Source organism: Litoreibacter sp. (genome assembly GCF_058136045.1).
In genome coordinates this window covers 615,309-641,145 of the sequence record NZ_JBYVDD010000003.1, presented here as the reverse complement: position 1 = coordinate 641,145, position 25,837 = coordinate 615,309, and the positions used below count along the sequence as shown (strand labels likewise).

General features: G+C 56.1%; 26 protein-coding genes and 1 pseudogene. 12 read left to right on the top strand and 15 right to left on the bottom strand.

Going from position 1 to position 25,837, the window contains the following annotated elements; genetic code table 11:
• The first annotated feature begins 23 nt into the window (after positions 1 to 23).
• Both AC3Y7R_RS04480 and AC3Y7R_RS04475 read left to right on the top strand, forming a co-directional pair.
• On the top strand, positions 24 to 602 hold the full coding sequence (locus AC3Y7R_RS04480) for a peptidylprolyl isomerase (RefSeq protein WP_490040805.1): 579 nt from the start codon (positions 24 to 26) through the stop codon (positions 600 to 602).
• Between the two features lie 88 nt (positions 603 to 690).
• Entirely contained in the window at positions 691 to 1,656 is a 966-nt protein-coding gene (locus tag AC3Y7R_RS04475; protein ID WP_490040804.1) for a DUF3179 domain-containing protein, read from the top strand.
• On the opposite strand, the gene AC3Y7R_RS04470 is transcribed toward AC3Y7R_RS04475, so the two are convergent.
• Positions 1,653 to 2,438 (bottom strand): enoyl-CoA hydratase, encoded by a 786-nt coding sequence (locus AC3Y7R_RS04470; protein ID WP_490040803.1) that lies wholly within the window; start codon positions 2,436 to 2,438, stop codon positions 1,653 to 1,655. The genes AC3Y7R_RS04475 and AC3Y7R_RS04470 overlap by 4 nt on opposite strands.
• A gap of 70 nt (positions 2,439 to 2,508) precedes the next feature.
• Between AC3Y7R_RS04470 and AC3Y7R_RS04465 the strand changes: the two genes are divergently transcribed.
• Positions 2,509 to 2,928 carry a PaaI family thioesterase gene (locus AC3Y7R_RS04465; RefSeq protein ID WP_490040802.1) on the top strand — a complete coding sequence of 140 codons (420 nt, stop codon included), beginning with the start codon at positions 2,509 to 2,511 and terminating at the stop codon, positions 2,926 to 2,928.
• A 70-nt stretch (positions 2,929 to 2,998) separates the two neighbouring features.
• Here the strand turns inward: AC3Y7R_RS04465 and AC3Y7R_RS04460 are convergent, their stop codons facing one another.
• On the bottom strand, positions 2,999 to 3,232 hold the full coding sequence (locus AC3Y7R_RS04460; RefSeq protein ID WP_490040801.1) for a DUF1127 domain-containing protein: 234 nt from the start codon (positions 3,230 to 3,232) through the stop codon (positions 2,999 to 3,001).
• Between the two features lie 105 nt (positions 3,233 to 3,337).
• On the opposite strand from AC3Y7R_RS04460, the gene AC3Y7R_RS04455 reads away from it, so the two are divergent.
• From AC3Y7R_RS04455 to AC3Y7R_RS04425, 7 genes are all read left to right on the top strand, one after another.
• Positions 3,338 to 4,699 carry an aminotransferase-like domain-containing protein gene (locus AC3Y7R_RS04455; RefSeq protein ID WP_490040800.1) on the top strand — a complete coding sequence of 454 codons (1,362 nt, stop codon included), beginning with the start codon at positions 3,338 to 3,340 and terminating at the stop codon, positions 4,697 to 4,699.
• Between the two features lie 148 nt (positions 4,700 to 4,847).
• Positions 4,848 to 5,309: a 50S ribosomal protein L13 gene (rplM, locus tag AC3Y7R_RS04450; RefSeq protein ID WP_490040799.1), complete on the top strand. Its 462-nt coding sequence runs from the start codon at positions 4,848 to 4,850 to the stop codon at positions 5,307 to 5,309.
• A gap of 2 nt (positions 5,310 to 5,311) precedes the next feature.
• The gene (rpsI, locus tag AC3Y7R_RS04445) at positions 5,312 to 5,806 is read left to right on the top strand and encodes a 30S ribosomal protein S9 (protein WP_490040798.1); all 495 of its coding nucleotides are present in this window, start codon (positions 5,312 to 5,314) and stop codon (positions 5,804 to 5,806) included.
• A 196-nt stretch (positions 5,807 to 6,002) separates the two neighbouring features.
• Positions 6,003 to 6,992 carry a DUF4123 domain-containing protein gene (locus tag AC3Y7R_RS04440; protein ID WP_490040797.1) on the top strand — a complete coding sequence of 330 codons (990 nt, stop codon included), beginning with the start codon at positions 6,003 to 6,005 and terminating at the stop codon, positions 6,990 to 6,992.
• A gap of 1 nt (position 6,993) precedes the next feature.
• On the top strand, positions 6,994 to 7,539 hold the full coding sequence (locus AC3Y7R_RS04435) for a hypothetical protein (protein ID WP_490040796.1): 546 nt from the start codon (positions 6,994 to 6,996) through the stop codon (positions 7,537 to 7,539).
• A gap of 2 nt (positions 7,540 to 7,541) precedes the next feature.
• Complete coding sequence (locus tag AC3Y7R_RS04430; RefSeq protein ID WP_490040795.1) at positions 7,542 to 8,129, top strand: hypothetical protein; 588 nt, start codon at positions 7,542 to 7,544, stop codon at positions 8,127 to 8,129.
• Positions 8,119 to 8,598: a GNAT family N-acetyltransferase gene (locus AC3Y7R_RS04425; protein WP_490040794.1), complete on the top strand. Its 480-nt coding sequence runs from the start codon at positions 8,119 to 8,121 to the stop codon at positions 8,596 to 8,598. Before AC3Y7R_RS04430 ends, AC3Y7R_RS04425 begins: the two co-directional genes overlap by 11 nt.
• A 38-nt stretch (positions 8,599 to 8,636) precedes the next feature.
• On the opposite strand, the gene AC3Y7R_RS04420 is transcribed toward AC3Y7R_RS04425, so the two are convergent.
• From AC3Y7R_RS04420 to guaA, 11 genes are all read right to left on the bottom strand, one after another.
• On the bottom strand, positions 8,637 to 10,988 hold the full coding sequence (locus AC3Y7R_RS04420; RefSeq protein WP_490040793.1) for a calcium-binding protein: 2,352 nt from the start codon (positions 10,986 to 10,988) through the stop codon (positions 8,637 to 8,639).
• 70 nt (positions 10,989 to 11,058) lie between these two features.
• The gene (locus AC3Y7R_RS04415; RefSeq protein ID WP_490040792.1) at positions 11,059 to 11,676 is read right to left on the bottom strand and encodes a TetR/AcrR family transcriptional regulator; all 618 of its coding nucleotides are present in this window, start codon (positions 11,674 to 11,676) and stop codon (positions 11,059 to 11,061) included.
• Complete coding sequence (ppk2, locus tag AC3Y7R_RS04410; protein WP_490040791.1) at positions 11,669 to 12,544, bottom strand: polyphosphate kinase 2; 876 nt, start codon at positions 12,542 to 12,544, stop codon at positions 11,669 to 11,671. Before ppk2 ends, AC3Y7R_RS04415 begins: the two co-directional genes overlap by 8 nt.
• Before the next feature lie 44 nt (positions 12,545 to 12,588).
• Complete coding sequence (locus tag AC3Y7R_RS04405) at positions 12,589 to 13,551, bottom strand: alpha/beta fold hydrolase (RefSeq protein ID WP_490040790.1); 963 nt, start codon at positions 13,549 to 13,551, stop codon at positions 12,589 to 12,591.
• Positions 13,544 to 14,464, bottom strand: coding sequence for a homoserine O-acetyltransferase MetA (gene metA / locus AC3Y7R_RS04400; RefSeq protein WP_490040789.1), 921 nt, complete (start codon positions 14,462 to 14,464; stop codon positions 13,544 to 13,546). The genes AC3Y7R_RS04405 and metA overlap by 8 nt, the downstream gene beginning before the upstream one ends.
• Positions 14,465 to 14,503: 39 nt before the next feature.
• A complete protein-coding gene (locus AC3Y7R_RS04395) occupies positions 14,504 to 15,367 on the bottom strand; it encodes an ATPase (RefSeq protein ID WP_490040788.1) in 864 nt (287 codons plus the stop codon).
• Between the two features lie 56 nt (positions 15,368 to 15,423).
• A complete protein-coding gene (locus AC3Y7R_RS04390) occupies positions 15,424 to 16,317 on the bottom strand; it encodes a DMT family transporter (RefSeq protein ID WP_490040787.1) in 894 nt (297 codons plus the stop codon).
• Positions 16,318 to 16,449: 132 nt separating this feature from the next.
• Positions 16,450 to 17,571, bottom strand: a complete 1,122-nt coding sequence (locus AC3Y7R_RS04385) for an OmpP1/FadL family transporter (RefSeq protein ID WP_490040786.1) — start codon at positions 17,569 to 17,571, stop codon at positions 16,450 to 16,452.
• A gap of 147 nt (positions 17,572 to 17,718) precedes the next feature.
• A complete protein-coding gene (locus AC3Y7R_RS04380) occupies positions 17,719 to 18,612 on the bottom strand; it encodes a DMT family transporter (protein WP_490040785.1) in 894 nt (297 codons plus the stop codon).
• Positions 18,609 to 19,271: a YdcF family protein gene (locus AC3Y7R_RS04375; RefSeq protein WP_490040784.1), complete on the bottom strand. Its 663-nt coding sequence runs from the start codon at positions 19,269 to 19,271 to the stop codon at positions 18,609 to 18,611. The genes AC3Y7R_RS04380 and AC3Y7R_RS04375 overlap by 4 nt, the downstream gene beginning before the upstream one ends.
• A gap of 4 nt (positions 19,272 to 19,275) precedes the next feature.
• A complete protein-coding gene (gene guaA, locus AC3Y7R_RS04370; RefSeq protein ID WP_490040783.1) occupies positions 19,276 to 20,835 on the bottom strand; it encodes a glutamine-hydrolyzing GMP synthase in 1,560 nt (519 codons plus the stop codon).
• Between the two features lie 178 nt (positions 20,836 to 21,013).
• On the opposite strand from guaA, the gene AC3Y7R_RS04365 reads away from it, so the two are divergent.
• Positions 21,014 to 22,558: a trimethylamine methyltransferase family protein gene (locus tag AC3Y7R_RS04365; RefSeq protein ID WP_490040782.1), complete on the top strand. Its 1,545-nt coding sequence runs from the start codon at positions 21,014 to 21,016 to the stop codon at positions 22,556 to 22,558.
• Between the two features lie 15 nt (positions 22,559 to 22,573).
• On the opposite strand, the gene AC3Y7R_RS04360 is transcribed toward AC3Y7R_RS04365, so the two are convergent.
• Entirely contained in the window at positions 22,574 to 22,909 is a 336-nt protein-coding gene (locus tag AC3Y7R_RS04360) for a DUF6477 family protein (protein WP_490040781.1), read from the bottom strand.
• Between the two features lie 497 nt (positions 22,910 to 23,406).
• Between AC3Y7R_RS04360 and AC3Y7R_RS04355 the strand changes: the two genes are divergently transcribed.
• Positions 23,407 to 24,321 carry a DUF6456 domain-containing protein gene (locus tag AC3Y7R_RS04355; RefSeq protein WP_490040780.1) on the top strand — a complete coding sequence of 305 codons (915 nt, stop codon included), beginning with the start codon at positions 23,407 to 23,409 and terminating at the stop codon, positions 24,319 to 24,321.
• Positions 24,322 to 24,382: 61 nt separating this feature from the next.
• Here AC3Y7R_RS04355 and AC3Y7R_RS04350 read toward each other — a convergent pair.
• Positions 24,383 to 25,825: pseudogene (locus AC3Y7R_RS04350) on the bottom strand (catalase).
• Between the last annotated feature and the right edge of the window lie 12 nt (positions 25,826 to 25,837).

The following is a 25,837-nucleotide window of genomic DNA, read 5'->3' as shown; positions in this document are numbered from 1 at the left end:
TGCGGCACCAGCCGAGGAAGTCGATGGCGATGCGGACGCAGGTGGTGACGGCGGTGAATAAGACCCTCGCACTGATCGCTGCTTTGGCCGCTAGCCCTGCTTTGGCGACAGGTCTTGAGATTGATATTATGGGCGAGGCCAATGGCACCGTGGCGATTGATCTGTTCGAGGATATAGCCCCGAAGCATGTCGAGCAAATCACTGCTTTGGCAAGTGAAGGAGCCTATGATGGCGTGGTGTTTCACCGCGTGATCGAGGGTTTTATGGCGCAAACTGGCGACGTTGAGTTTGGCAAATCTGGTGGCGACACCAGCGGTGCCGGGCGCGGCGGATCTTCGCGGCCCGACATTGTGGCCGAGTTCTCTGACATCAATTTTGCCCGTGGCGTCATCGGTATGGCCCGCAGCCAGAACCCCAATTCCGCCAACAGCCAGTTCTTCATCATGTTCGATGAGGGCGCATTTCTGAACGGCCAATACACCGTCGTCGGAAAAGTGACTTCTGGCATGGAAGTGGTGGATGCGATCAAACTAGGCAAAGGGGCCAACGGCTCTGTAAAGGGCACGCCGGACCAAATGAAGGCTGTGCGCGTCACCGAGTAGTCGGCTAACACCCTATCAATCCCGCGTGAGCGGGGCTGTTCAAGACATGTGAAACGGGTCATGCTTCCTCATCCCAGAGGAGATAGGCATGACCCGTTTTCCGTTTCTAATCATAGTGTTCTGGTGCGCATCTACTGTGATGGCTTTGGCGCAAAACCCATTTCTCAAGGCGCAATGGCCGAACACGGACTTCGCAAAATCCACAGTGGACATGACAGAAATTCGCTCTGGCGGTCCCGGAAAAGACGGCATCCCTGCGGTCGATAACCCTACTTTTCTACGAGTTGAGGGGGAGCGACGCCTTGGCGATCGTGAACCTGTAATGAGCGTAGAAATCAAGGGCGAGGTGCCGCGCGCCTACCCGATCCGCTATTTCATGGTGCATGAGATCGTTAACGATGTGATCGGCGGCGTGCCGGTTGCCATCACGTTTTGCCCCTTGTGTAATTCCGGCGTGGTGTTTGATCGACGCGTCGCAGGCAAGGTGCTGTCTTTTGGGGTGTCGGGCAACCTGCGCAACTCCGATATGATCATGTATGACCGCCAAAGCGAAAGCTGGTGGCAGCAAGCTACCGGTATGGGGATCGTGGGGAAATACGCTGGGCGCTCGCTCACGCAAATCCCCAGCTGGATGGAAAGCTGGGAGGCCTTTAAAACCCGCAACCCAAACGGCTTGGTTCTGAACGCGCCTCGCCAGAATTTTAACTATGGATCAAACCCTTACCTGAAATATGACAGCGCTTCGCGACCCTTCCTTTATGACGGGGACTTGCCGCCCGGTGGCATTGATCCGATGGCCCGCGTGATCCGGGTTGGCAACCGCGCATGGCCGATGGAGCGCCTGCGCCGCGTGAAAGTGATCCACGAAAATGGGGTGGAGTTAAGCTGGCAGGGCGAGCAAGCCTCCGCCCTCGACAGCACCAATATTGCGCGCGGGCGCAGTGTTGGTGCTGTGCGGGTGCGTGATGCGCGCGGGCGCGACGTGGTGCATGACGTGATGTTCGCCTTCGCCTTTCACGCTTTCCATCCCAAGGGGGCGTGGCAGCTCGATTAATCCCAGTTGGGCTTGCGCTTTTCGAGGAAAGCGGTGATGCCTTCTGACGTATCCTCGCGCGCCATATTTACCGCCATAACATCGCCAGCGTAATTATAAGCGTCGGCCACAGGCATTTGAATTTGCTCATAAAAAGCTTGTTTCCCAATGCGAACAGCCGCGCCAAGTTTACCTGCGATGACTTGGGCGAACTCTAGGGTCTCAGTCGCCAAATCTTCCTTGGCCACGCGGTTGATCAACCCGATTTCGCGCGCTCTATTGGCGTCGATAAATTCGCCGGTGGTAAGCATCTCGAAGGCCTGCTTGCGCGCGACATTGCGGCTGAGGGCAACCATTGGGGTCGAGCAAAATAGCCCGATGTTCACCCCGTTCACCCCAAATTTAGTCCCCTCCGCAGCAATCGCCAAATCGCAGGTCGCGACCAGTTGGCACCCGGCTGCGGTGGCGATGCCATGCGCCTGCGCGATGACGGGCTGCGGGATACTTTGAATGCGCGCCATCACGGCGGAGCAGCGCTCGAACAGGTCCAGCCACGTGGCTTGACCGCCGTCATCGGATGCGCGTGCGGCCTGCATTTCCTTCAGGTCGTGGCCGGCGCAAAACACTTTTCCCGCGCCCTCGATGATCACCACGCGGATGGTTTCATCTTGTGCAACTGTGTCCAAAGCGCCGTGCAATGCGGCCAGCATGGCATTCGACATCGCGTTCAATTTTGACGGGTTGTTCAGGGTCAGCTTGGCAATCGGGCCATGGTCTACCCGTAAAACTAACGTATCGTTCATCTTGTCAAACTTCCTTTGATCTGCTCCGGTATCGGTCGAAGCCTACGACTAAGTTTGGAAGAGGGGAAGCATGGAAGTAAAGATGGACAAGGCTGCGTTACAGGCCTTTTTGGCGCGGGATTTCGCGCAGGTTGCCGATGATTTCGACTTTATCGAAATTGCACCGCCCTTTGTGACCATGGCGCTGTCTGCCTCCGAGAAACATTTGCGCCCCGGCGGCACGGTGTCTGGTCCCGCCATGTTCGCGCTGGCGGATGTGTGCGCGTATTTTTGCATCCTATCGGTTTTGGGGCCGGTGGCTTTGGCTGTGACCACCAATTGCTCGATTGATTTCATGCGCAAGCCTGCGCCGGGGCGGCTATTGTGCCGGATGGAATTGCTAAAACTGGGCCGCGTCTTGGCCGTGACCGAGGGGCGGATTTACTCAGAAGATGCCCCTGATAAGCTCGTGGCGCGCGCGTCTTTGACCTATTCGATACCTCCCAAATAAAAAGGCCGGGCTCGAAAGCCCGGCAAGTTGAAGAGGTCTCGGGTCGGCGCAGGGAACCACGCCGGAGACTTCAGTGCCGCCAGAATGATCGTCTAGATTCTAGCAGCGCATCTCGGGGGCTGATGCCAACATCTCTCAACTGATCACGGGTGAGATGTCGCAAGGTTTGGCGTGTGCGGTAGGCTTCATCCCACGTCATCAGCACCACGGCGACCTTCACAGCCACGCGTGCAGTCAGCGCTAAATTAGCGCGTGTAGACAATGCGGACAGATCAAGGGCGAGGGGTTGTGCTAACAGTGCCATGGGTATGGCCTCCAATTTTGTATTGATACAATGTAGCGAAGTTGCTACGATTGATTGATACAAGTGAGAATTGTACGCGTCCACCGAAAGATTGTTATGAATACAATGTGGTTTCCAGATTTTACCGCGCAGACGGGTGCGAAGTACCTTGTGCTCTGTGATGCGATTTTGCGCGCCGTGAAAGACGGGCACTTAGAGGTTGGTGAAAAGCTGCCTCCTGTTCGGGAATTGGCCTACCAGATTGCAATAACGCCCGGCACGGTTGCGCGCGCCTATTCGCGGCTGGTGGATGGCGGAGTTTTAGAGGCGGTTGTTGGGCGAGGCACCTTTGTTGCGACCCCGCGCGCCGTGACGCAAACCTCTGACTGGCCGCAGGTGTTAGATCTACGCACACCACGATTGCCAGAGGCAGGGCAGAGCGAAATGTTGCGCACCTCATTGCGAAAATTGGCCAATATGCCCGATGCATTGTTGAAAATTTACCCAAGCGAGCAAACCGATCGCCCAGCCCGAGAAGCCGTCTTGAAATGGAGTTCTGGTAAGGTTTTGGGGCCAGTTGGCGTGGATGATATCGTTCTTGCAAACGGCGGACAGAACGCTATTTCCCTTGTTTTTCAGACGATTTTAAAAGGCGATAGGCCGGTGGTTTTGGCTGAAGACCTGACATATGCGGGTTTCCGTCATGCCGCAAACCTGCTGCGGGCTGAAACCATTGGCCTTGTATCTGATGAGGCGGGGGTGCGCCCTGATGCGTTCGAGGCTGCGTGCCGCGCCCATGATGCGCAGGTGTTTTGTACCAGCCCTGAGGTGCATAATCCCACCGCCCTTCGTACCGGATTAGAGCGGCGACGCGAATTGGCCGACATCGCGCGGCGCTACAATGTGCAAATTCTGGAAGATGATTGCTATGCGTTGGCGGATAGTGACTTGCCGTTTTACCGCGCGCTGTTGCCAAAGCAATCATGGTACGTCTCCTCCATCAGCAAGCTTATCAGCCCCTCATTTCGGCTGGGCTTTGCGGTTGCGCCGCAAGGGAAGGGGGATCAGTTGCGCCGCACTGGGCAGTACAACTTCTTTGGGATTGCGACCCCGATGAGCGAGTTGGCGGCAGATATGCTTGGCGCGCCAGAAATGGAGGCGCTGATTTCGAACATGCAGCAGCGCGTAGCTGCATTGGTACAAATTGCGGTGAACCACCTTGGGTCCTATGATCTGCGCTGGCGCAATGATGTACCGTTTTTGTGGCTGGCTTTGCCGCGGGGCTGGCGCGCAGGCTCGTTTTGTAGTGCAGCAGAGAAGGCGGGCGTCCTTTTGCGCTCGGCGGATGATTTCACGCTAATAGATGGGCGTGCGCCTCACTCTGTTAGGATCGCCATTAACGGGCAGGTGTCTGAGGCCTGCTATGAGTCGGCGTTGGTCCGTTTGCGTGATCTATTAGGCAATCCGCCGTCACAAATAGAAGTTTGATTGGGGTATATTAATACCTTATTTATAATGCTTTGATTTTAAAGATTTAAATCGCAACAATCATCGTTGACTGCACCCTCAATTCCGTTAAAACCACGCCATCCCAAGGGGCTTTATGCCCCGTGGCCGTAATTCTTGAGGAAACCCAATGAAAACCTTTACCGCTAAACCCGGCGATATCGACAAGAAATGGATCCTGATCGACGCTGAAGGCGTTGTTCTGGGCCGTCTTGCGTCGATTATTGCTATGCGCTTGCGTGGCAAGCACAAGCCGTCCTTCACTCCACACATGGATATGGGCGACAACGTGATCATCGTGAACGCTGACAAAATTCAGCTGACCGGCAAGAAACGTGACAAGCCAAACTACTGGCACACCGGCCACCCGGGCGGGATCAAGTCGCGCACGAACGCTGATATTCTTGAGGGCAAGTTCCCCGAGCGCGTTCTGACCCAAGCCGTCAAGCGTATGCTTCCCGGTGGCCCACTGTCGCGTGTGCACATGACCAACCTGCGTGTCTACGCAACGGCTGATCACCCGCATGAAGCCCAATCCCCCGAAGTTCTGGACGTCAAAGCCATGAACAAGAAAAACACCCGGAGCGCATAACGATGGTTGATGAAATCAAATCTCTCGATGAGCTGAACACCGTTGCAGAAGGCGTAACGCCTGCTGAGGCCGTTGCTGCAGCAATCACCGCTGAGCCTGTCCGTGACGCGCTCGGTCGCGCTTATGCAACTGGTAAACGTAAAGACGCGGTTGCACGCGTTTGGATCAAGCCGGGTTCCGGCAAAGTCACTGTGAACGGCAAAGAGCAAAATGCATATTTTGCCCGCCCCGTGCTGCAAATGATCTTGCGCCAGCCGTTCACCGTTTCTGGCACTGAAGACCAGTTCGACGTTATGGCGACTGTCAAAGGTGGCGGCCTGTCTGGTCAAGCTGGTGCGGTTAAGCACGGCATTTCCAAAGCTTTGCAGCTCTATGATCCGTCCCTGCGTGGCGCGTTGAAAGCCGCCGGCTTCCTGACCCGCGACAGCCGTGTTGTTGAGCGTAAGAAATACGGTAAAGCGAAAGCCCGTAAGAGCTTCCAGTTCTCCAAGCGTTAAGCTGCGGAACATATCAATTCGAAGAAGGGCTGCCCAATGGGCGGCCCTTTTGTATTGTGGGTATTGCCTGCCACTTCCCCCCCCCTTTGGCCACAAAATGCTCTCGACGACAGTGCTCTAGACTGTATTGTCTTTTCAGTGGCTTGGCCGGACAGCTTTATGGCTATGCCTGTTTTGAAAATGAAATTTGACGCCTATGATTACGCCCGCATCATCCCCGCTTTTACAGGTCGCCCCTGTCGCAAAAATTGCTCCGGTTCGGGTCGACTTGATGGATGCAGAGCAAGAGGGCGACACACTTCGATTGCTCGCGTCTGTCTTCGCAGATGGGGCGCTTCACAGCTATGCAATTCTTGATGGCGCGTGCTTGACGAATTTGCCTGACTGGCTGGAAACCTCCGGTCTGGATTACATGCCATTACTCCAAGGCGATGCCCAGGATGCATTGGCTGAGGTCGCCCCCTATCTTGTGCGCTTGGACCGGGGGGCAAAGGCTGCCCGCGGGTTGTTTACCCGTTCGGATGCCGCTTGGCATATGTGGGATGCAGATGGCTGTGTCGTCATACATAGTGAGGTCGGTTTGGCAGAGCTTCGCCAGCACCTGCGGCGGCTTATCCGGCTGCGCGACCCAAGGGGCGAGTGGTTGTTTTTTCGCTACTGGTCACCCACGACTTTGCACGGTTTGCGCGGGGTCTTGGGCACCAGCGCGCCGCATCTGAAAGCGATGTTTGGTAAGGTTGTCGCCCGTATCTTATACAAGCTGCCCGGGCAGGACCGGATGATGTCGCTAACTCCTGTGTTGCGCGAAGAGGGCAGGGCGGATGGGTTTGTGCTCGACGGGCCAACGCGGCACGCGATGCAGCGATTTGTGCCGCAAGCACAGGTGTTTGGCCTGCAACGCGCCGCCGAGGCACGCCTTGCCAAGCATGATCCGTCGACGTTTGAAATTGCGACCAGCCTTCCGGCCTCGGTTCGGTTTGGCCATACAAAACGCATCTTACGATTGGGATTGGATGATCCGCATCTGGCTGCTACTCTTTTGGCAATTATTTACAGCACCGGCATCGATATTTTACGCGAACCGGCTTTTGACTATGCCACAGCGAACCCCTTTTTGGGGCCGAATGCCAAGGCACGACAATTGATTATGGGCTACCAGATGGTCGCCGCATTGAAGGAGACTTAACATGGGCGTAGCTGCTATTGGACCCGCATCCCCTCTACTTGCTGGTGGCCCTCCGGGGTGGCTGGCCTATGGCGTGATTGTCTTGGGCGGCGGCGCGTTGGTGTATTTGGGCTATGACGCGATGACCAGTGATGACGCGAGGGCCGTGCCACAGACCAGTACGGCCACGGATACGGCCACTGATACGCAGACCTGCGATCGCCCCTATACTGTTGTGGTTCACGCACAGGGCAGCGATATTACCAGCGGTAATAATGCAGGAACATCACGGGCAACGATCGGGGCCGCGCCAATTGTGAAACCCGCAGCGCCAGTGACGGTGGCAGAGGCCGTGGGGCTTTCCGCGGCCACCCATGCGATGCTGAACCGTGGCCAGTTGCGTTTGCGTAGCCAAACCCAGTCTCAACTTGAGAGGTGGGTGCGTAACCGTCCGCCATCGGGGTTTCTGGGGCAGAAAAGCTTTCAGGCGCGCGGTAATACGCGTGGTTTCAGTGGGGTGCGCTCTGATATCGACAGCTACGGTTGCAGCTTCAATTTGATCGCCTAGCCATGAGCATGACCTTAGATGAAATCAAGCAACACCCGAGTTATCCGTTCTTGGATTTTGCGACCAATGACGCTTCATTTCTGCTGCTAGAGCTGTTCTGGACCCAAGTCGCGCGCGAAGCCTTGGGCGAGGATCTGTCTGCCAGTGCGGTGCCGCTGATGCAGGCCCAGCAAGAAGACGGCAACCCGATTTTGTTCTTCCGTCTGCCAGACCTCGAGGGCGGCCTCGGGCGCGCTGCGCGGGTGATTTTGAAGACCAACGAGGCGGAACAACCTGCATTATCGGATGCCACCAGACCCAATAAGTTTGACTACTACCGTCCGGTGGATTTTCTGGCCGATAGCTCTCCCGCGCGCTTTGATGTCTATTCAGAACAACGCATTGATGCGCTTTTGATCAACTACGACATGGCGTTCGACGCAATTGCTGCCGTGACGGATATGCTGCGTGCCTTCTTTATCGAGTGCATGGATTTGGCACAAATAGAGCCACGGGCCTTGGCGCATTACGCGGCAATGGGGGCACCGGATGTGCGCGAGGAAGCCGCGTATTGGGCCGGGTTGCCAGAGGAGGATGACGATGCGCTCTGAGGACCGCTTGGGCGATATTTGGCAAGGTATTGGGGCCGGGAATGGCGGGGTTCCAGGTGGCACTGGTCACTGGATGAAGCACGCGGATTTTATGCCAATGGCGCAGGCAGATGCCGCTGCTTGGGATGAGTTGGCCGTGGCATTCGAGCGCAAAAGTGACAAGCCGCGTGCCTTTGCAGGGCTACGCAACGGGAGCTTGGAATTCGTGATGGTCCACCATTTGCTATCGCATGAGATCGGTATCTGGCTTGCCCCTGCGCAGCGCGGGCAAGGTTTGGCGGCGCAATGGTCGCGGATGGCTCTTGCGTCGATTGACTGGGGCCGCGCGCGCCTGTTGCTGGCCCAATGCGAAGCGCAAGGCGCCGCCGAGCGCGCGTTGCGTCAGGCCGGAATGCGCGTGATCAGCGGGCAGGGCGCGCGGGTCACCCTAGGCCTTTATCGCCCCGGTGAGCGCTCGCTGGGGCATTAACCCAGCAAGATGTAAAGGGCCACCGCCTTCATGCCCCGTCAGGGGGTGGTGTCGAGGAAGAGGATATTATCTTGGGAAAGACCCGCTAGATTATTTTGCGTTGAGCCAGTGAAAAGTTGTATCGAATACATCCCGTCAATGATCACGCGGCCAGTTGTGGCGTTGGCCGAATTTAGACTTAATGTGACGCTTGGCTCCGGCTCACCATCTTCCAAATGAATGACAATAAGGTCTTCTGCGGGGTTGAAATCACCGATGGAACTTCCTGAATTCTCGTCTACGTAGACAAAAATATCGTTGCCTTCACCACCATAAAGCCGAGCGGGATTACTTAAAAATCCGGTATCTATGCCGCTGTATAACACGTCATCTCCGGCCTCACCGTATAGCGCACCAGTGGCCGCGCCTGTCGCTGATAGTATGTCGTTGCCGTCGCCGCCGTATGTCCTGCTTATTCCGGCACCGGCATCAATGATGTCATTGCCAGCCCCGCCATGGATGATGTCATGGCCCGCGCGCCCGCTGATGATGTCGTCGCCGTCGCCACCGTCAATCACATCCGCGCCAGCGCCGCCTTTGATAAGGTCGTCGCCTCCAAGCCCGTAGATTTCGTCATCACCCGCGCCCCCGTCTATGAAGTCATCCCCTTCGCCGCCGGTCAGGATATTTGCAGCGCTGTCACCCGTTAGGGAAACCCCCGCTGCCGGAGGCGGAACAGGCAACCCGATTCGACCGGGTGCTGCTTCTATGGCTGCATAGTTGGCCTCGATCTCTGAGAGGTCTTTGAACACAATATCATTCAGGCTCAGCCCCTCGACATTGCCAAAGATTTCGGCAATCTCAAAGCCATTGACGAGGATAGAAACGCCAGAGTTTAAAGGGTTGATCTCGATAAGCGGCAACGGGGCATCAGCAGGGTAGTCGATGACGATTTGATCTTCGTTGATGTTGAATGTTTGTATTTCTTCTTCGCTTGTAATGCCGTCGAGCACATAAATATCACTGCCGGCACCTCCGACCATAAGGTCGATGTCGCCATCATTGTCTGCGATGAGTAAGTCATCTCCTGCCTCGCCATAAAGCACATCATAACCAGCTCCACCAATCATGATGTCATCTCCGGCGCTCGCATGAATGTAGTCGTTCCCCCCTCGGCCTAGAAACGTCTCATCCAGCTCGGTGCCATACAGGGTGTCGTTACCTTGTGTGCCCTCAATTATATTCACGTCAGATATTGGCTCGGGGGTGAAGGACACATTCACCGAGGCCCCATCACTAACGCCCGTTGTTAATTCATCATAATTGACGCCATCATTCAGCGCGTCAATCAGTTGGATATCCTCTATCGAGAGGTCTGGGTCATCGCTACGGATGTTAACCGCAAACCTGCCATTAATGCGAAGGTCATAGGCGTTAGGGCCATCGGAGCGCAGTTCCAGATCCGGTGCATCGCCTTCAGTAGAATCATAGCTGACGAAAATTTGGTCACCAACGTCATGGTCATAAATCGTCACCGAGCTGTCTTCGCCAACAATGAACAAATCATTGCCGTCGCCACCAAACATCTCGTCGGCGCCGCCACCATTGAGCGCGACCAAAATGTCGTTGCCGTCGCCGCCCTCAAGCAGGTCTGTATCCGTCCCCGCAATAAGTATGTCATTGCCCTTATCGCCCTCTAGCGTGTCGGAGCCTTTACCGCCGCGTAAAATATCGTTGCCGCGGCCCCCTTCAAGGGTGTCGTAGCCTGCGCCAGCAGTAAGTTCATCATTTCCCGCTCCGCCTGTGATCCAGTCATCGCCTTCATTGCCAGCTAGAAAATCATCGCCACGGCCGCCAAAAACACTGTCAGCGCCGAAACCGCCAAAAACGATGTCATCCCCATAATTAGCGTCGATTTGGTCATTTCCAGAGCCGCCTTCGACGAGATCATCGCCGCGTCCTGCCCCGATAAAATCATTGCCAACACCGCCGTAAATTTCATCACTTTCACGTTGGCCATAAATGGTGTCATGCCCATAACCGCCGATGATGGCATCCGCGCCACGACTGCCAGTGATGTAGTCATCCCCGTCGCCACCTGCGATTTCGTCATCGCCACGCCCGCCAAAAAGGTCGTCATTGCCGTCGCCACCAGCCATGTGATCATCACCATGGCTGCCATCTAAGATGTCATCGCCGTCGCCGCCAACAATCAGATCATTGCCCGAGCCGCCATACAGGAAGTCATCACCCGCGCCACCATCCAAACCATCATCTTGGGACGTGCCGAATAGATCATCGTCGTCAGAACTGCCGGTTTGAAGGACAAATCCAGTGGCAAATGTTCCACCAATGGCGGCAAGAAGAAGTGCGGAAATCATAGCTAGGCCCAACAGTTTGACGAAAAACATACATGAATTACGACCAAATTATGGCAATAATCTTGAATGTGAAAGCGTTTTTTTGATTGTTTCCAGTGTGTTAACTATCGGGTGAAATAAGCCCTAATCCACGTAAATAGATACCAATCCCTGCCTCCAATAAATCCTCAGGTGGGAAGGGGGATTTTGCACCGGGGTTGCCGCGCGCAAACAGCTCTACGACGCCGTGGCTCATGGCCCAGATATGGCTCGAGAACATCGCTGCAGGGGGGCGTTTATCCTCGGGGATATGTTGTGACAACTGGAGCGCGGCTTCCTCAAGTACGCCGCGGGATCGGTCCGCTGCGGTTGCCAGTATAGGATTGGATTGCAGGTTCACGCCGCTCTCAAACATCGCCATGTAATGGCCGGGAAATTTGCGCGCAAAGGCCAGATAAGCGCGTCCTGTGGCCTCGAATGCCTTTAGTGCTGTCGGTTTCCCACCAGCATAGGCATGTTCCATCAGGTCGCCAAAGATGCGGTGACCTTGCAGCGCGCATTCCGCGATCAACGCCTCACGCCCCTCGAAATGGCGGTAGACGGCGGCGGGGGTGACGCCTGCCAGTTTCGCCGCCTCGGCGACGGTAAAGCCAGTCGGGCCTTTCTCCTCGATCAGGCGCAAAGTCGCATCGACCAACGCCTGTTTTAGATTGCCGTGATGATAGCCCCGTTTAGGCATCGGCTGACCACATATCAACGCCGCCGCAGATTTTTTTGTCGGGCCGGATGGCCACGCTGTCATCTTTGTTATCGTAATGGATTGTATTCAAAATCTTGCGCAAAGCACTAATGCGCGCGCGTCGTTTGTCGTCGGAGCGGATCACCGTCCAGCGCGCATGTTTGGTGTCCGTGGCCTCGAATGTCTCGGAAATGGCGCGCGAATAGGCGTCCCATTTGTGCAGACCTTTGACGTCAATCGAGGACAGTTTCCACTGCTTCAACTTGTCTTTTTCACGCGCCAACATACGGCGCAATTGCTCGGCGCGGCCCACATTGAGCCAGAGCTTGATCAAGATAACCCCGTCCTCGGCCAGCATCTTTTCAAAGTCGGGAACCTGTTGAAAGAAGTGGTTGCGCTCGCCCATGGAACAAAACCCGAAAACATCCTCCACCACGCCGCGATTGTACCAGCTCCGGTCAAAGACCGTGATTTGTCCGGCAGTCGGCATGTGCTTGATATAGCGCTGAAAATACCATTGCCCACGCTCTTCTTCGGTGGGCTTTGACAGGGCCACGATCTTGCAAATCCGAGGATTCATATTCTCGCGAAACCGCTTGATTGTGCCGCCTTTGCCCGAGGCATCGCGCCCCTCAAAGACGATGGCAACCCGCTTGCCCTTTGACGCAACCCAAGCCTGTAGCTTCATAAGCTCGACCTGTAATTGCTTCATGGTGTCCTCGTAATCATCAAGGTCCATCCGCGTCTCGTAGGGATAGCTTTCGGCCAGAATATCGTTCTTGCCCGCGTTGCGGATGGCGTCTTGCACGCTGTCGGGGATATCTTCTTTGTAGAACTTGGAGATAGCACCATCAAAGGGCAGGGTCATAGCGGCCTCATTCGTTAATTCATGTCGCAGTATGAAGGCTTAGTCTAGCGCAGGCCAGCGCGTTTTGCGGCGCGGCGTAGGGCCGCAACGGTGCTGCCTAGATCAATGTGGTGGGGCATATGGCCGATGCCTTCAAGCGTTGTCATTTCGACGTTAGGCAGGCGCTTTGACAAGGGCAGGGCGTGGACCTCATAGGGGACGATTGTGTCGGCGGTTCCATGCACAATCTCGATGGGCATTTTGAGGGCCTCATAGTGCTTGGACTGTTTGGTCATTTCCGCGTGCAACTGGTTAATCATTTGCGTGTTCACCCGCAATTGTTCCGTGCGCAGCGCCAGCCCTAATCCCATATGCTCCAAGTAGCCTTCGGGTACGGGGTCGGGTGCAAAAATCTTGTCCAATGTCGCATCGCCCTTGCGCGTCCCTGAAAATGCGGCGGCAAGGGGGATCAGCACATTCTGGCCAAACCAAGTGCCGGTGGCGCGGTAATAGATGTCGAGCTTCCCCTCCCAAGGGTTGGCGACGCTTGATATCAAGACCAGCCCAGAGGTGTCATCGGGATGTGCCAAACCATAAGCCAGGGCCACCGCGCCGCCGTAACTTTGGCCCAAAACGATGGGGTTTTTAGCGCCGAGCATTTGGGCCGCAGCATGGATCAGCTCTGCCTGCTCTGCGATGGTTTCGACCTTGCCCGCGCGCGTGCTGATCCGGCCGCTATGACCATGGGCCGGGCGGTCTATCGCGATGAAGCGGAACTGATCTTTGAGCGCGGGAATCAAGCCGAAAGTGAAGTCCTTCCAGTTGCCACCCGCGCCATGAATGACAATGACATCGGGGCCAGTGCCCTCAATATAGAGGTGCACCGCCGAGCCGTTCACATCCAATATTTGACCGTCGGGGGGCGTGTCTATGAGCGCCTGCGCGGTCCGTGTTTTGATCCGGTCATTGATCACGCCGCAGCCTCCAAGCCCAAATGTAACACCGACCAGAATGACAAGTTTAAGCACCAATCAGGTCCATATCGAATTTAGTTGTTTGGTATATCTCATTGATCCAATTGCCATAAAGCAGATGGGCATGGCTGCGCCACCGGTTCATGGGCTTCTGGGTCGGATCATCATTCGGGTAGTAATTATCGGGGATATTGATTGCAGTTCCGGCCGCTATGTCGCGGTCGTACTCTTCTTTCAAAGTGCCACTGTCATACTCGAAGTGGTTGAAAATATAGAGCGCGCGGTGGGCGTGATCCTCAACCAGACAGGGCCCGGCGGCCTCGCTGCCAAGCAGGGTTTTAAGGCCGCTGGCGGCATCAATCTCTGCCTGTTTCATCTCGGTCCACCGCGACACAGGGATGACGCAATCATCGGAAAACCCGCGCAAATAGGGCGAGGCCGGATCCAGGTTGCTGTGCCGGAAACAGCCGAATAGCTTTGCATCCAGCAGGTGCTTTTTGACCCCGTGGAAGTGGTTAATCATGGCCATCCCACCCCAGCAAACGCCAAAAGTGGAGTGCACATTGGTTTGCGTCCACTCCATGACCTCGCGAAGCTCGTCCCAATAGGTGACGTCGGTGAAGGCAAGGTGCTCGATCGGGGCGCCGGTGATAATTAAGCCATCAAATTTTTGATCTTTGACCTCTTGGAACGGGTGATAGAACTCGGCCATATGCGCCGCCGCGGTGGTTTTGGTCTGGTGCTCGGACATGCGGATCAGGCTCAGATCAATCTGCAACGGGGTGGCCCCAATGAGGCGCGCAAACTGGTTTTCGGTCTGAATTTTTTTGGGCATCAGGTTCAGCAAGGCGATGCGTAACGGGCGGATATCTTGGCGCGCGGCCTGATCTGCGCTCATTACGCTCACGCCCTCGCGCGACAGCACGTCATAGGCAGGCAGGGCGGTGGAGGGCAGTTTAATGGGCATGGGGTTTCCGTCAGTTTTGCAAGCTTTTACCTAGGTGGCTCAGGCGTTGTTGCCAAGGGTGGCGGCGATCAACTCGTCGAGACCTTGGGGCGTGGTGATGCGGCCAAGGTCCTTGTGCGACACCGAGACGCCGAAGTTATCGGCCATCGCTTTGTAGCGTGGATCGCGTTGCTCGATGGCGCGCGCATAGGTGAAAGAGATGAAGTCGTTTGGATCAACTTCACCTTCGGAGCATTTGTTTTCATTGAGGTATTCGGCCCAAAGGTCAGTCAAAAACTCGGGCCGGTAGCACATTGGCTTCGGGGCTTTTTGAAAGCGGCGAACCAGTTCTGCCTCGTGCTCGGGTGAGCCTTCTATGCGCACCATAAGGTGGTTTTGGGCCAAGGCATTCAGGACTTTATCGTCAGGATTATATGGATCAACGACCTCACAGATCGAGCCGCCGCTGTCGCATACGAAGTTGTTGTAGCCGTATAAATCCTTTGCACGGTTGATGAAATGGCCCGTGTCCAGCAGGGCAGAAACCTCGGCCACATGATGTTGCGCCTGACGGGTTTCATACTCGGAAAAGGGCAGCCCGCCTTTGGCGGGATCACCGGGTTTGCCCAGATAGGTGGACAGGGGTGACAGGTCGTCAAAAGTCAGGTTGGACGCGATATAGATGCTATCGGAGCGCAGCAATTCTGCCAGAAACGGGTCTTGCATCGCGCGGCGCTTAAAGTTGTCGGTGATGTATTCGCCCATGTAGCGCGTGCCGATGCGGTAATCGACGGAGTAGTGGAACCAATCCCCGGACTCGCGCAACATGTTGGAAATATGTGTTTTCCCAAGACCAGACATGCCAAAGAACAGCACTTTCTTGGTCTCGGCCTGAAGCCAGTCCTGCGCGGAGTTGTAAATCATTCGCTCGCTCGCTCTTTGTCCCTGAGCACTTTGGTAGCGGCGCACGCGCGCGCTTGCTAGGGGGCTTTGCGCAAAATTCGCAAGATGCGACCATCCAACACCAACAACCCCAAGGCCAAAAGGCAAAATCCTATATAGGCGCGCGGGGCCAAGCTCTCGCCCAGCACCACTGCGCCAAGAACAATCGCGACGGGCGCGACCAGCAAGGTGCCGGTCATCAGGTTGCCGCTGCCGACCATGGCAAGGATGCGGTAGTACAACAAATAGGCCACGGCGGTTGCAACGATGGCGTAATAGGCGATGGCGAGGGTTGCGGTTAGGCTCAACTCAAACGAGGGTACTCCGTCGGCCATCAAGGCCACGGGGACCATGATCAGGGTCGAGCCGGTCAGCATCCCAGCCGAAGCCACTTGCGGCTTTAACCCGATGAGCATTTTGCGCGCCCATGCACCTGCAAAGGCGTAGGATAAGGTGCCGCCAAGCACCGCAAGTTGCGCGGTGGAGCGGATGTCGAATTTGGCGATGTTTTCCAATCCAATGGCCGTGGCAACGCCCAAAAAACCCAGTAAAACCCCGAATAAGCGGTTAAGGGTCAACTTCTCATCGGCGAAAACGGCGGCGGCGACCAGAACGCCAAAGATCGCGGTTGTTGCGTTCAAGATTGAGGTCAGGCCAGTCTCGATATGCAACTGCCCCCACGCCATCAACAAGAAAGGGATCACATTGTTGAGCAAGCCCATAACAAGGAACGCCAGCCAAATGCGCGGGCTTCGGGGCAGGGGATATCGGCGGATTGCGATGTAAGTCCACAGGATCAGCGCCGCCCAAAACACGCGATGCGCCACCGCTGTCATAACGGGCACCTCATTTAGCGCGAGGCGAATAGACAGAAACGACCCGCCCCAGATGAAAGCCAGCAGGGCTAACTCGCCCCAAGCTTTACCGGACATGGTTTGTTGTGAAGGTGATGTGCTCATAAGTGATTTATGACAGGGGTTTGTGATAAAGCCACCCAGATCATGCGCAAAAAATAAGCCCCGCTCAAATCAATGAGCGGGGCTTGGTGTTGTTATGTTTGCGGCTTAGAACTTGTAAGCGATTTTCAAGCCAGCGGAGACCGCGCTGTTGCCTGCAAAGGTTGCGCGGGCAGTGTCTGGAGTACCGGTTTCAGGGCGCGCATCGCCAAGTTTAGTATAGCGAATGCCGCCACTAATCTCGACCGCATCCATGGTGTACTTGCCGCCGATTGTAATTGCTTGCGAGCCATTCGTTGGAGCCAGCGGTGATACCAAATCATCGGTGCCGGTGCTGCTGTGGCTATAGGAGACAAATCCCGACCATTGATCGCTAAACTTGCGGCCAAGGCCGATAGTGAGGTCTAGACTATTTTCCATTGAGGTCAGGCTGGAGTTGAGGCCAGGAACCAATGCGTCGAAAGTCGTCGGAGAAACAATCGTTTGGGTGTATTTGGCGTAACGAACCGAGCCGAACAGCAATGTGTCTGCGGCGATACCGGTTTGGAACGCAAGGTTAATGCTTTCAGGGGCGACAATTTCTGTTGTGCCGGTTCCGACAATGGCGGCACCGATCCTCTCGGTTGTCGGAGATTTATGCGTGATCTTTGAGTTATAGGTCAAAGCCACCCGCAGCGCGATATCGGGGCGCTCGTAGGCTGCACCAACCAAGAAGCCAAAAGCACCGCTGTTGCGAAAGCCTGCGTTATAGCCGGAAAGACCGCCATAGGCCGCGCCGGATAGGGTCACATTGGCCGAAAGTTCTTGGTAGCGAAGACCACCGTGGACCGAGAAGTTTTCGTTGAACTTATAGCGTCCAACACCAGTGATCGCGTAGCTGTCTACCACGGCTTGCGTGCCGCCAATCATCACAGAGGTTGGGGGCGTCGGATAGGATACGTCTGATCCGAAAGGCTCGTCGACGATCAAAGCAACTGAGATTTTATCATTGACGTCGTACTTTAGTGCGATGCCTGCGGTCAGAAAATTATCGGCGACTTGACCGGTTGTACCTGTGGTTGCCAGATCATTGCCGTCGACACTTGGTTTGGTATAGCCAAAGGTCAACTCGACGCGATTGCCCTTCTCAAACAAAATTCCGATATTTTGGCCGGAACGATCAAGGCCACCTGCTGATGCGAGGGATGTTGTCGCGGCGAGCAGTGCGGCTGCGCTTGCAAAAATTTTCATGGTTTCCTCCCCGAAACACTTGAATGGTGATTTACCCCACCCTAGAGGCGAGTTTCCGCCCACGTCAATTTGTGACCCTGCGTAACGGTGCTTTTGAGGGTGAAAAATCGAAACTCCATGTAAGTCGTGGCGAAAAGCGCACAATTCTCACTGAATGGGGGCCTTGGCCTTCCGGGCCTCGGCCGCGATATTGAGGTAATTCGCGCCGAAAATAACGGCGGCGCCGACAAACACCCAAATATCCACCGACTCGTCAAACAGGACCATGCCCAACACCGCGACCAGCGGCAGGCGTGCGAAATCAAACGGCATGACCACCACCGCCGGGGCAACTTGAAGGGCTTTGGTGATGCAAAAATGTGCCCCCAAACCCGTGAACGACACCAAAACCACCCATGGGGCCACGCCACCCGATGGCCACGCGATGTCCCCATCCCATCCGGCGCAGAGGATGCCAAATACTGCCTGCATGACGGCAAGCCAGAACAAAATGCAGGTGATGGAGTGGTGCCGCGTCAGGCGTTTGGTGAAGATCGCCGAGCCGGCAAAGCCAATCGCGGAACATGCGGCGAAGATTGCGCCAAGCTCTAGGTTGCTCAGGTCGGGGCGGGCCACGATCAAGATGCCGATGAAGCCCAGAACAGCCACCAACATGCGCAGCGGAGTCAGTCGCTCGGAGAGAAAAATCGGAGCCAGTAGCGCCACCCAAATGGGCGAGGTGAATTCCAAGGCCACAACCTGCGCCAGCGGGATCATGGTAATTGCGGCGAACCACAGGTTTTGCCCGGCGAAATGCGACAGGTTGCGAACTGCATGCAGGCCAAAGTTGCGGGTGCTGATCTCACGCAAGGTGCCAGCCATGCCACCGATCAAGACCACCAAGGCGATAGAGATGAGCGAGCGGTAGGTCATCAATTCGAATGTGTCCAGCTCCGCGCTGATCTTGCGCCCCGCAACGGCCATGGCCGAGAAGCACACAATCGCCCCGACCATCCAAGTGGCGGCGAGGGGCAGGTTGGATTTGGCAGCGGTGGCGGTCATGCGAGCCAGCGATCGCGTGTCGCACGCTCAACCCCGATAAGCCCTGCGCCGCCATGTATCGCGGCGCGGCCCAGATTGAACCAAAGCGCCAGCCCCTCGCGGATCACCATGCTGACCTGCGGCAAGCGGGCTTTCGGAGAGGACGAGCGAAACCGCTCAGAGATACTAAGCTCGATATTTCGGCCATCGGCTGACCTGACATTTGCCCATTTGAAGCTGAGCCAACTGCGCGGCAGGTGAAACCCTTCTGTGACGAGGCGCAAGCTTTGGTGGCCTTGCAACTGGGGGTGTGAAAATAAGGCGTTTTGTAGGGTGGATTGGCTTTCCTGCTCAAAGCTCAGCTGAGTTTCGGGGACGCCAAGCTGTGCGGCCAGTCGGGCCATTTGTTGCCCCGCCGAAGGCCCCGCAGAGGTGCCCCGCCCACCGGTAAAATGCATATGCGGGGCAAGGCCTGCTCGAAAAAGGGAGACCCCTTTTTCGACCCGTAGCAAAGAGGAGCGGTGCAAGGTGCCATCTGCATCCATGCCTGCGCCCAAAACGACGATCACATCTGTCGGGCGGGTATTCTCGGAAAACCACGCGGCAAACCCCGCAATGAAAGCCACGGGACCAATGAACAGAAACGCAGCCACGAGGGCCGCGCGTCTGATCCATCTCATGGGTTTATTCCCACTCAATAGTGCCCGGAGGCTTTGAGGTGATGTCATAGGTAACGCGGTTAATACCCGGCACCTCGTTGATAATGCGCGTTGCAGTCTCGCCCAGAAAATCATGCTCGAACGGGTAGTAATCCGCCGTCATACCATCCACGGAGGTCACCGCACGCAGCGCACAGGCGTAGTCATAGGTGCGACTGTCGCCCATCACGCCAACGGTTTTGACGGGCAAAATCGCCACGAATGCCTGCCAGATGTCATCGTACAACCCATGCTTGCGAATCTGGTCGATATACACCGCATCAGCCTCACGTAGAATATCCAGTTTGGCGCGGGTAATCTCGCCGGGGCAGCGGATCGCCAGACCCGGTCCGGGGAAGGGGTGGCGACCGATGAACGACTTGGGCAGGCCCAATTCGACACCCAAGGCGCGCACTTCGTCTTTGAACAGCTCGCGCAATGGCTCGATCAGTTTCAGGCCCATCTTCTCGGGTAGACCACCGACGTTGTGGTGCGACTTGATCGTGACAGAAGGGCCACCAGAGAAGCTAACAGATTCAATCACATCGGGGTATAATGTGCCTTGGGCAAGGAACTCTGCGCCGTCGATCTCATTGGCGTATTTTTGGAACACATCAATGAACAGTTTGCCGATGATTTTGCGCTTGGTCTCAGGGTCAGATTGCCCGTCCAACTGACCAAGGAACAACTCTTGCTCGTCCGCGTGGATCAGCTTCATGTTGTAGTTGTCGCGGAACATGGTGACGACCTCGTCGGCCTCGCCTTTGCGCAACAATCCGTGGTCCACGAACACGCAGGTCAACTGCTCGCCAATGGCTTCATGGATCAGGCGCGCGGCAACGGACGAATCAACGCCGCCGGACAGGCCGCAGATGACTTGTTTGTCGCCGACCTGTGTGCGAATCGCCTCGATGGCCTGCTCGCGGTAGGCGCCCATGGTCCAATCGCCGGTAAACCCCGCCAAACGCACGAAGTTTTCGTAGAATTTTGCGCCGTTGGGCGTGTGATGCACTTCTGGGTGGAATTGCACCGCATAGAAGTTGCGCGAAATATCGGCCGTGATCGCATAGGGCGCGTTGGGCGAGGTGCCGTAGACTTCAAACCCGGGCGCAATTTTGGAGACGTGATCGCCATGCGACATCCAGACCTGCTCTTTGTCGCCCTCAAACCAGCCATCCAGCAGGGCCAAGGTGCCTTTCGGCTCCACAAAAGCACGGCCATATTCGGCGGTGCCATGGCCGCGCTCGACCAAGCCACCGAGGCTTTGCATCATAGCCTGTTGGCCGTAACAGATACCAAGGATAGGAACGCCGAGGCTGTAAACGCTCTCGGGCGGGCGGGGCGAGCCTTCGTCGATTACCGAGCAGGGGCCACCGGACATGATGACAGCCTTTGGCGCGAACTCAGTCAAAAAGGCGTCGGTGACCTTTTGGTAGGGATGAATTTCGCAATAGACATTTAGCTCGCGAAGGCGACGCGCAATCAGCTGCGTTACCTGAGAGCCAAAGTCGATGATGAGGAGGCGTTCATGGGTGATTTGTGTCATATCCGCTGAGTATTGGGCTAGGGACGCCGTGGCAAGAGGGCAGAAGCCGCTGATTTGTGGGGTTGAGCCACATAATATGTGGTGCATGTCGCTTTTTCATCCCAAGGGGCGGTTTCAAGCCACGGATAAGCACGCCATGAAGTACTCAAGGCATCATACTTGAATTGGGGAGCCGGTCATGTCGGATACAACAGCAGCACCACGTAGACGTACTCGCGGCGGCGGTGGGGCAGCGCGGCGCGCAGAACGCACAGCAGTTAGTTTCGAGACCGCAAAATATATTGAGCGCAATATCCCCAATTTTGAGGTGCTCAATGAGGAGGCCCTCGATATTATTGAGGCGAACGCGGAAACCGTGCTGGCCGAGATTGGCGTAAATTTTGTCGATAACCCGGCGGCGTTGGAGCTATGGCGCGAAGCAGGGGCTGAAGTCACTGGCGAGCGGGTCCGTATTCCGCGCGGTCTTGCACGCAAATTATGTGCCACTGCGCCCTCCACGATCACACAACATGCCCGCAATCCAGAGCGCAATGTAGAAATCGGCGGTAAAAATCTGGTGATTGCCCCGGTTTATGGCCCGCCCTTCGTGCGCGATGTGCAAGGTGGGCGTCGCTATGCGACGATGGCTGACTTCAATAAATTCGTGAAGCTGGGCTATATGTCCAAGTGGCTGCACCATTCCGGCGGCACCGTGTGCGAGCCGACGGATGTGCCGGTGAACAAGCGCCATCTTGATATGCTTTATGCCCACATGTCCCTGAGCGATAAACCGTTCATGGGTTCGGTGACCGAGCCATCGCGCGCGCAAGATTCGGTTGATATGTGCGAGATTTTGTTTGACGGCTTGGACGGTCGCACGGTGATGACCTCGCTGATCAACATCAACTCGCCGATGACATTTGATTCGATCATGATGGGCGCGCTAGAGATTTATGCGCGCGCCAACCAAGCTTGCATTATTTCGCCGTTCATCGTGGGTGGGGCTATGGCTCCGGTCTCGGTCGCGGGAACATTGACGCAAGTTCTGGCAGAAGTTTTGGCGGGTGTGGCCTATAGCCAGTTGGTCAAGAAGGGCGCGCCGGTGATTTTCGGGGCGTTCGTGACGTCGATCGACATGAACTCGGGCGCGCCGACATTTGGCACGCCAGAAGCATCACACATCACCTATGGGGCTGGGCAATTGGCGCGCCGTTTGAGGCTTCCATACCGTTCGGCAGGATCCTTTTGCGGCTCGAAATTGCCAGATGCGCAGGCGGCCTACGAGACGGCGAATAGTTTGAATATGGGGCTGCTGGCAGGTGTGAACTTCATGTTGCACGGCTGTGGCTGGCTTGAAGGCGGGCTTGTGGCGTCGTTTGAGAAATTTGTGATGGACGCGGACCAGTTAGGCGCGCTGCACCACTTTTCTAAGGGCGTGAACATGGATGAAAATGCACAGGCCATGGGGGCGATCCAGGAAGTAGGCCCGGGCGGGCATTACCTTGGGTGCGAGCATACGCAGAACAATTTTAAAACGGCGTTCTGGCGCTCTGATCTGTTCGACTACAAGCCGTTCGAGACTTGGGCAGACGAGGGGGAGCGCGACACGGTGGCACTTGCTTCGGTGCGGGTCGAGAAGCTGCTGGATAGCTATCAGCAACCACACTTAGACCCCGCGATTGATGACGCATTGCGCGCCTATATTCGCGAGAAGAAAGCGAGCATGGCGGACGCATTCGTCTAGGCGGCCTTAGACGCCTTAGACAACCTTGGGACGCCAATCCTGCCGATGAGCCGTACGCGGGGCTGGGCTGGGTTCGGATGTGAGCACGCGACTCTCGGCCATCAAAGCGACCAGCAACTCGACATGTTTATTGGCGCTATAGGTGCCATCTCGGGCAAGGCGAGTCTGCTCGATTTGCTCCTCTTGGTCCAAAAGTTGTGCCACCACGGCCCGTGGACTTGTGGAAAGGGAGTGGCCTGCAATGCGACGCAGGTCGCGGCTCCGGCGGTAGTCTGACAGGCCATGGCGCGCGGCACTAACCAAGAGGCGAGGGCGGCGGAGGTTGGAAAGTTGAGTGGAAATTTCAGCCATAGTTTTGCTCCAAGGGATTGAATTGACTACTTCAATCTAGTGCATGCGGAGGCGGTGTTGCGTCGTGGCAAAGGTCTGCGAACGGTGGCAAAAGTATTGTTTACTATTTGGAAACAAATTCTAAAGATTAACATCTTTGTTAACCATCTCGTAAGAAATACAACCTCTAGTTGTATGCGTTACTTGGGTGGTTTCGCCACCTTTCATCTATTTTTCAGGGGATGTCTCACATGCTTTCCGCTGTACCTTCGCCGCTTGTATTGGCTTTCCCGCAGTGGATTCCGCAAGCCGTACGTCGATACTTAATACACACAGAAGAAGGGTTGTCTCTCAGACGCTTAGCAAGAAGTGAGGGGTGTCATGCCTCGACCGTATTACGTCAGGTTCGCCGTTTTGAAAGCCGTCGTGATGATCCTTTAGTCGACGAGGCACTTCGGCACCTGAGCACACAATTCTGTTCCCGCTTTCAGCCTGATCATCAAGAAGGATCGCACTGTATGACCGCACATGCTCGTAACCATATAGAAACCTATTCGAAAACGTCTTCCTCGGTCTCTTTTGCCGGCCCTGCCATACTCGCAGATGCAGAAGCATTGGCGCGAGAGGCCCGCAGGGTGTTGCGTCGCCTGTGCGAAACAGGAGCGGTTTTGGCGCTGGCCTCAGACATGGATAAGGCTGTTGTTCTGCGCTCGCTTAAAGATGGGCCGCCGACCCGTACGGCCGTGGTGCCGCGCGATGTTGCCCAGGCTTTTGCCTTGAAAGAGTGGATTAGTTGCGTGCGCAGCGGGCGGGTTGCCAGCTATGCAATCACGGCGACGGGGCGCAGTGCGCTGAAACAATACCTTGCTGATGACATGGAGCGAAAGCGTCGTGCGCGTGGGGAAAAAGATGGATCGAACCCATTCTCGGACGGGCCATCAAATTGGGGCGGAAGCGGTGCATTTTGTGCCGACGGCACGCCTCCAAGCCGCTCGAGCATGGCGGAAAGCCCTTTGGCGATGCTGGCGCGTCGACGGGACAAGGATGGCAGGCCATTCTTGGATGCGGATTTGGTGCAAGCCGGAGAGCGGTTCCGCGAGGATTTTGAGTTGGCACAAATGGGCCCGCGCTTTGCCCGAAGCTGGGATCAGTTTATGGCAACAGGCGACAGGGACGGCTTTGTCGGTGATGATGACGTGGCTGATGGCCCAAAAGCCGCCCGCGAGCGCATTTTGTCGGCCATGGATGATTTGGGTCCGGGTTTGGGTGACATTATCATGCGGTGCTGCTGCTTCCTTGAGGGGCTGGAGGCCGCAGAAAAACGCATGGGCTGGTCCGCACGGTCTGGCAAAGTTGTGCTGCGCATCGCATTGCAACGCCTGCGTCGCCACTATCTAGAGAAGCATGGCCTTGAGAGTGCAATGATCGGGTAGATCGTTGTGATATAAAGTAAAAAGGGCACCCGATTGCAGGGTGCCCTTTGTTTCTTTAGGGCTAAGCCAGTGCTGCGACCGCAGCGCGAACCCCTGCCTCATAGTCCGGGTGAACCCGACCCAAAACAGCGTACCAGCGCTCTTTTACTGCCTCAGAGCAGGGGGCCATTGCCCCGGCCATATTACCATGTAAACGATCCCGCTCAGCTTGATCAAACACGGTCTCGTATAACGCGCGAGGCTGAATGTAGTCGCCATCGGTGTCGGCCTGCTCGTAGCGAGAAATGTCGCCGGAAACCGTCATCGGAGGCTCTTGTACAGACGGGTCCGCCACCGGGCCACCATGCTGGTTCGGCTCATAATAAGCATCTGCATTGCCAAAATCATTAGTGAAAAACCGCATCGAGCCATCTTTATGGTAGTGGTTCATCTGTGCGGCGGCCTTGGGCGCGTTGGCGGGCAGGGCCTCGTAGTGGGTGCCAAGCCGGTAGCGATGGGCATCTGCATAGGACCAGACCCGCGCTTGCAACATTTTGTCGGGTGAGAAACCGATGCCCGGAACTACGTTGGACGGGGAATAAGCTGCATTTTCAACCATTTGGAAGTAATTTTCCGGGTTTTTATCCATCACCAACTGCCCCACTTCGATCAACGGATAATCCTCATGTGGCCAGATTTTGGTCAACGCAAACGGGTTGTAGGAGGTCTGCTCGACCTCGGGCATGATCTGCACGTACATGGTCCATTTTGGGGCGTTGCCCGCTTCAATCGCACCGAACAGCTGCTCTTGGTAGGCCTCGCGGCTGTTGCCGATGACCCCGGCGGCTTCGTCATTGGTGTAGTGCTTGTGGCCTTGCTGGGTCTTGAAGTGGAATTTGACCCAAGAGCGCTCGCCCGCCTCGTTCCAGAACGAATAGGTGTGCGAGCCGTCGTTCATGTGCATGGGGGACACGGGGATGTCGCGATCCGACATCAAAATAGTGACTTGGTGGACGCATTCTGGCTGTGCGGCCCAGAAATCGAACATGGGCTCAGGGGAGCGCAGATTTGTTTTTTGGATGGCGTTTTTGGGTGCGGATGAAGTCAGGGAATTTATAGGCGTCGCGTAGAAAAAACACCGGCGTGTTGTTACCCACAAGATCCCAGTTGCCTTCCTCGGTGTAGAATTTTAACGAAAAGCCACGCACGTCGCGCTCGGTATCGGCGGCGCCTTGCTCGCCCGCGACGGTGGACTAGCGTGACAACACTTCGGTCATAGTGCCCGGCTTGAACAGCTTGGCGCAGGTGTATTTGCTGATGTCATGGGGGGGTAACGCGCCCTGTGCGCCCCAACCTTTGGCGTGAACTGCGCGCTCTGGGATGCGCTCGCGGTTTTGGTGGGCCAGTTTTAGATCAACTGGTCGTCATCGAGCATAACCGGGCCACGCGGGCCTGCGGGCTTGGAGGTGTTATTGGTGGAAACGGGCGCCACTGCGGAAGTGGTTAAACGTGGTGTTTGGGACATGGAACGCTCCTG

Excerpts from the sequence above, each read along its gene's own strand:
- AC3Y7R_RS04480 (WP_490040805.1), top strand. The coding sequence starts at position 24 with ATGGCGATGCGGACGCAGGTGGTGACGGCGGTGAATAAGACCCTCGCA.
- AC3Y7R_RS04475 (WP_490040804.1), top strand. The coding sequence starts at position 691 with ATGACCCGTTTTCCGTTTCTAATCATAGTGTTCTGGTGCGCATCTACT.
- AC3Y7R_RS04470 (WP_490040803.1), bottom strand. The coding sequence starts at position 2,438 with ATGAACGATACGTTAGTTTTACGGGTAGACCATGGCCCGATTGCCAAG.
- AC3Y7R_RS04465 (WP_490040802.1), top strand. The coding sequence starts at position 2,509 with ATGGAAGTAAAGATGGACAAGGCTGCGTTACAGGCCTTTTTGGCGCGG.
- AC3Y7R_RS04460 (WP_490040801.1), bottom strand. The coding sequence starts at position 3,232 with ATGGCACTGTTAGCACAACCCCTCGCCCTTGATCTGTCCGCATTGTCT.
- AC3Y7R_RS04455 (WP_490040800.1), top strand. The coding sequence starts at position 3,338 with ATGTGGTTTCCAGATTTTACCGCGCAGACGGGTGCGAAGTACCTTGTG.
- rplM (WP_490040799.1), top strand. The coding sequence starts at position 4,848 with ATGAAAACCTTTACCGCTAAACCCGGCGATATCGACAAGAAATGGATC.
- rpsI (WP_490040798.1), top strand. The coding sequence starts at position 5,312 with ATGGTTGATGAAATCAAATCTCTCGATGAGCTGAACACCGTTGCAGAA.
- AC3Y7R_RS04440 (WP_490040797.1), top strand. The coding sequence starts at position 6,003 with ATGATTACGCCCGCATCATCCCCGCTTTTACAGGTCGCCCCTGTCGCA.
- AC3Y7R_RS04435 (WP_490040796.1), top strand. The coding sequence starts at position 6,994 with ATGGGCGTAGCTGCTATTGGACCCGCATCCCCTCTACTTGCTGGTGGC.
- AC3Y7R_RS04430 (WP_490040795.1), top strand. The coding sequence starts at position 7,542 with ATGAGCATGACCTTAGATGAAATCAAGCAACACCCGAGTTATCCGTTC.
- AC3Y7R_RS04425 (WP_490040794.1), top strand. The coding sequence starts at position 8,119 with ATGCGCTCTGAGGACCGCTTGGGCGATATTTGGCAAGGTATTGGGGCC.
- AC3Y7R_RS04420 (WP_490040793.1), bottom strand. The coding sequence starts at position 10,988 with ATGTTTTTCGTCAAACTGTTGGGCCTAGCTATGATTTCCGCACTTCTT.
- AC3Y7R_RS04415 (WP_490040792.1), bottom strand. The coding sequence starts at position 11,676 with ATGCCTAAACGGGGCTATCATCACGGCAATCTAAAACAGGCGTTGGTC.
- ppk2 (WP_490040791.1), bottom strand. The coding sequence starts at position 12,544 with ATGACCCTGCCCTTTGATGGTGCTATCTCCAAGTTCTACAAAGAAGAT.
- metA (WP_490040789.1), bottom strand. The coding sequence starts at position 14,464 with ATGCCCATTAAACTGCCCTCCACCGCCCTGCCTGCCTATGACGTGCTG.
- AC3Y7R_RS04395 (WP_490040788.1), bottom strand. The coding sequence starts at position 15,367 with ATGATTTACAACTCCGCGCAGGACTGGCTTCAGGCCGAGACCAAGAAA.
- AC3Y7R_RS04390 (WP_490040787.1), bottom strand. The coding sequence starts at position 16,317 with ATGTCCGGTAAAGCTTGGGGCGAGTTAGCCCTGCTGGCTTTCATCTGG.
- AC3Y7R_RS04385 (WP_490040786.1), bottom strand. The coding sequence starts at position 17,571 with ATGAAAATTTTTGCAAGCGCAGCCGCACTGCTCGCCGCGACAACATCC.
- AC3Y7R_RS04380 (WP_490040785.1), bottom strand. The coding sequence starts at position 18,612 with ATGACCGCCACCGCTGCCAAATCCAACCTGCCCCTCGCCGCCACTTGG.
- AC3Y7R_RS04375 (WP_490040784.1), bottom strand. The coding sequence starts at position 19,271 with ATGAGATGGATCAGACGCGCGGCCCTCGTGGCTGCGTTTCTGTTCATT.
- guaA (WP_490040783.1), bottom strand. The coding sequence starts at position 20,835 with ATGACACAAATCACCCATGAACGCCTCCTCATCATCGACTTTGGCTCT.
- AC3Y7R_RS04365 (WP_490040782.1), top strand. The coding sequence starts at position 21,014 with ATGTCGGATACAACAGCAGCACCACGTAGACGTACTCGCGGCGGCGGT.
- AC3Y7R_RS04360 (WP_490040781.1), bottom strand. The coding sequence starts at position 22,909 with ATGGCTGAAATTTCCACTCAACTTTCCAACCTCCGCCGCCCTCGCCTC.
- AC3Y7R_RS04355 (WP_490040780.1), top strand. The coding sequence starts at position 23,407 with ATGACCGCACATGCTCGTAACCATATAGAAACCTATTCGAAAACGTCT.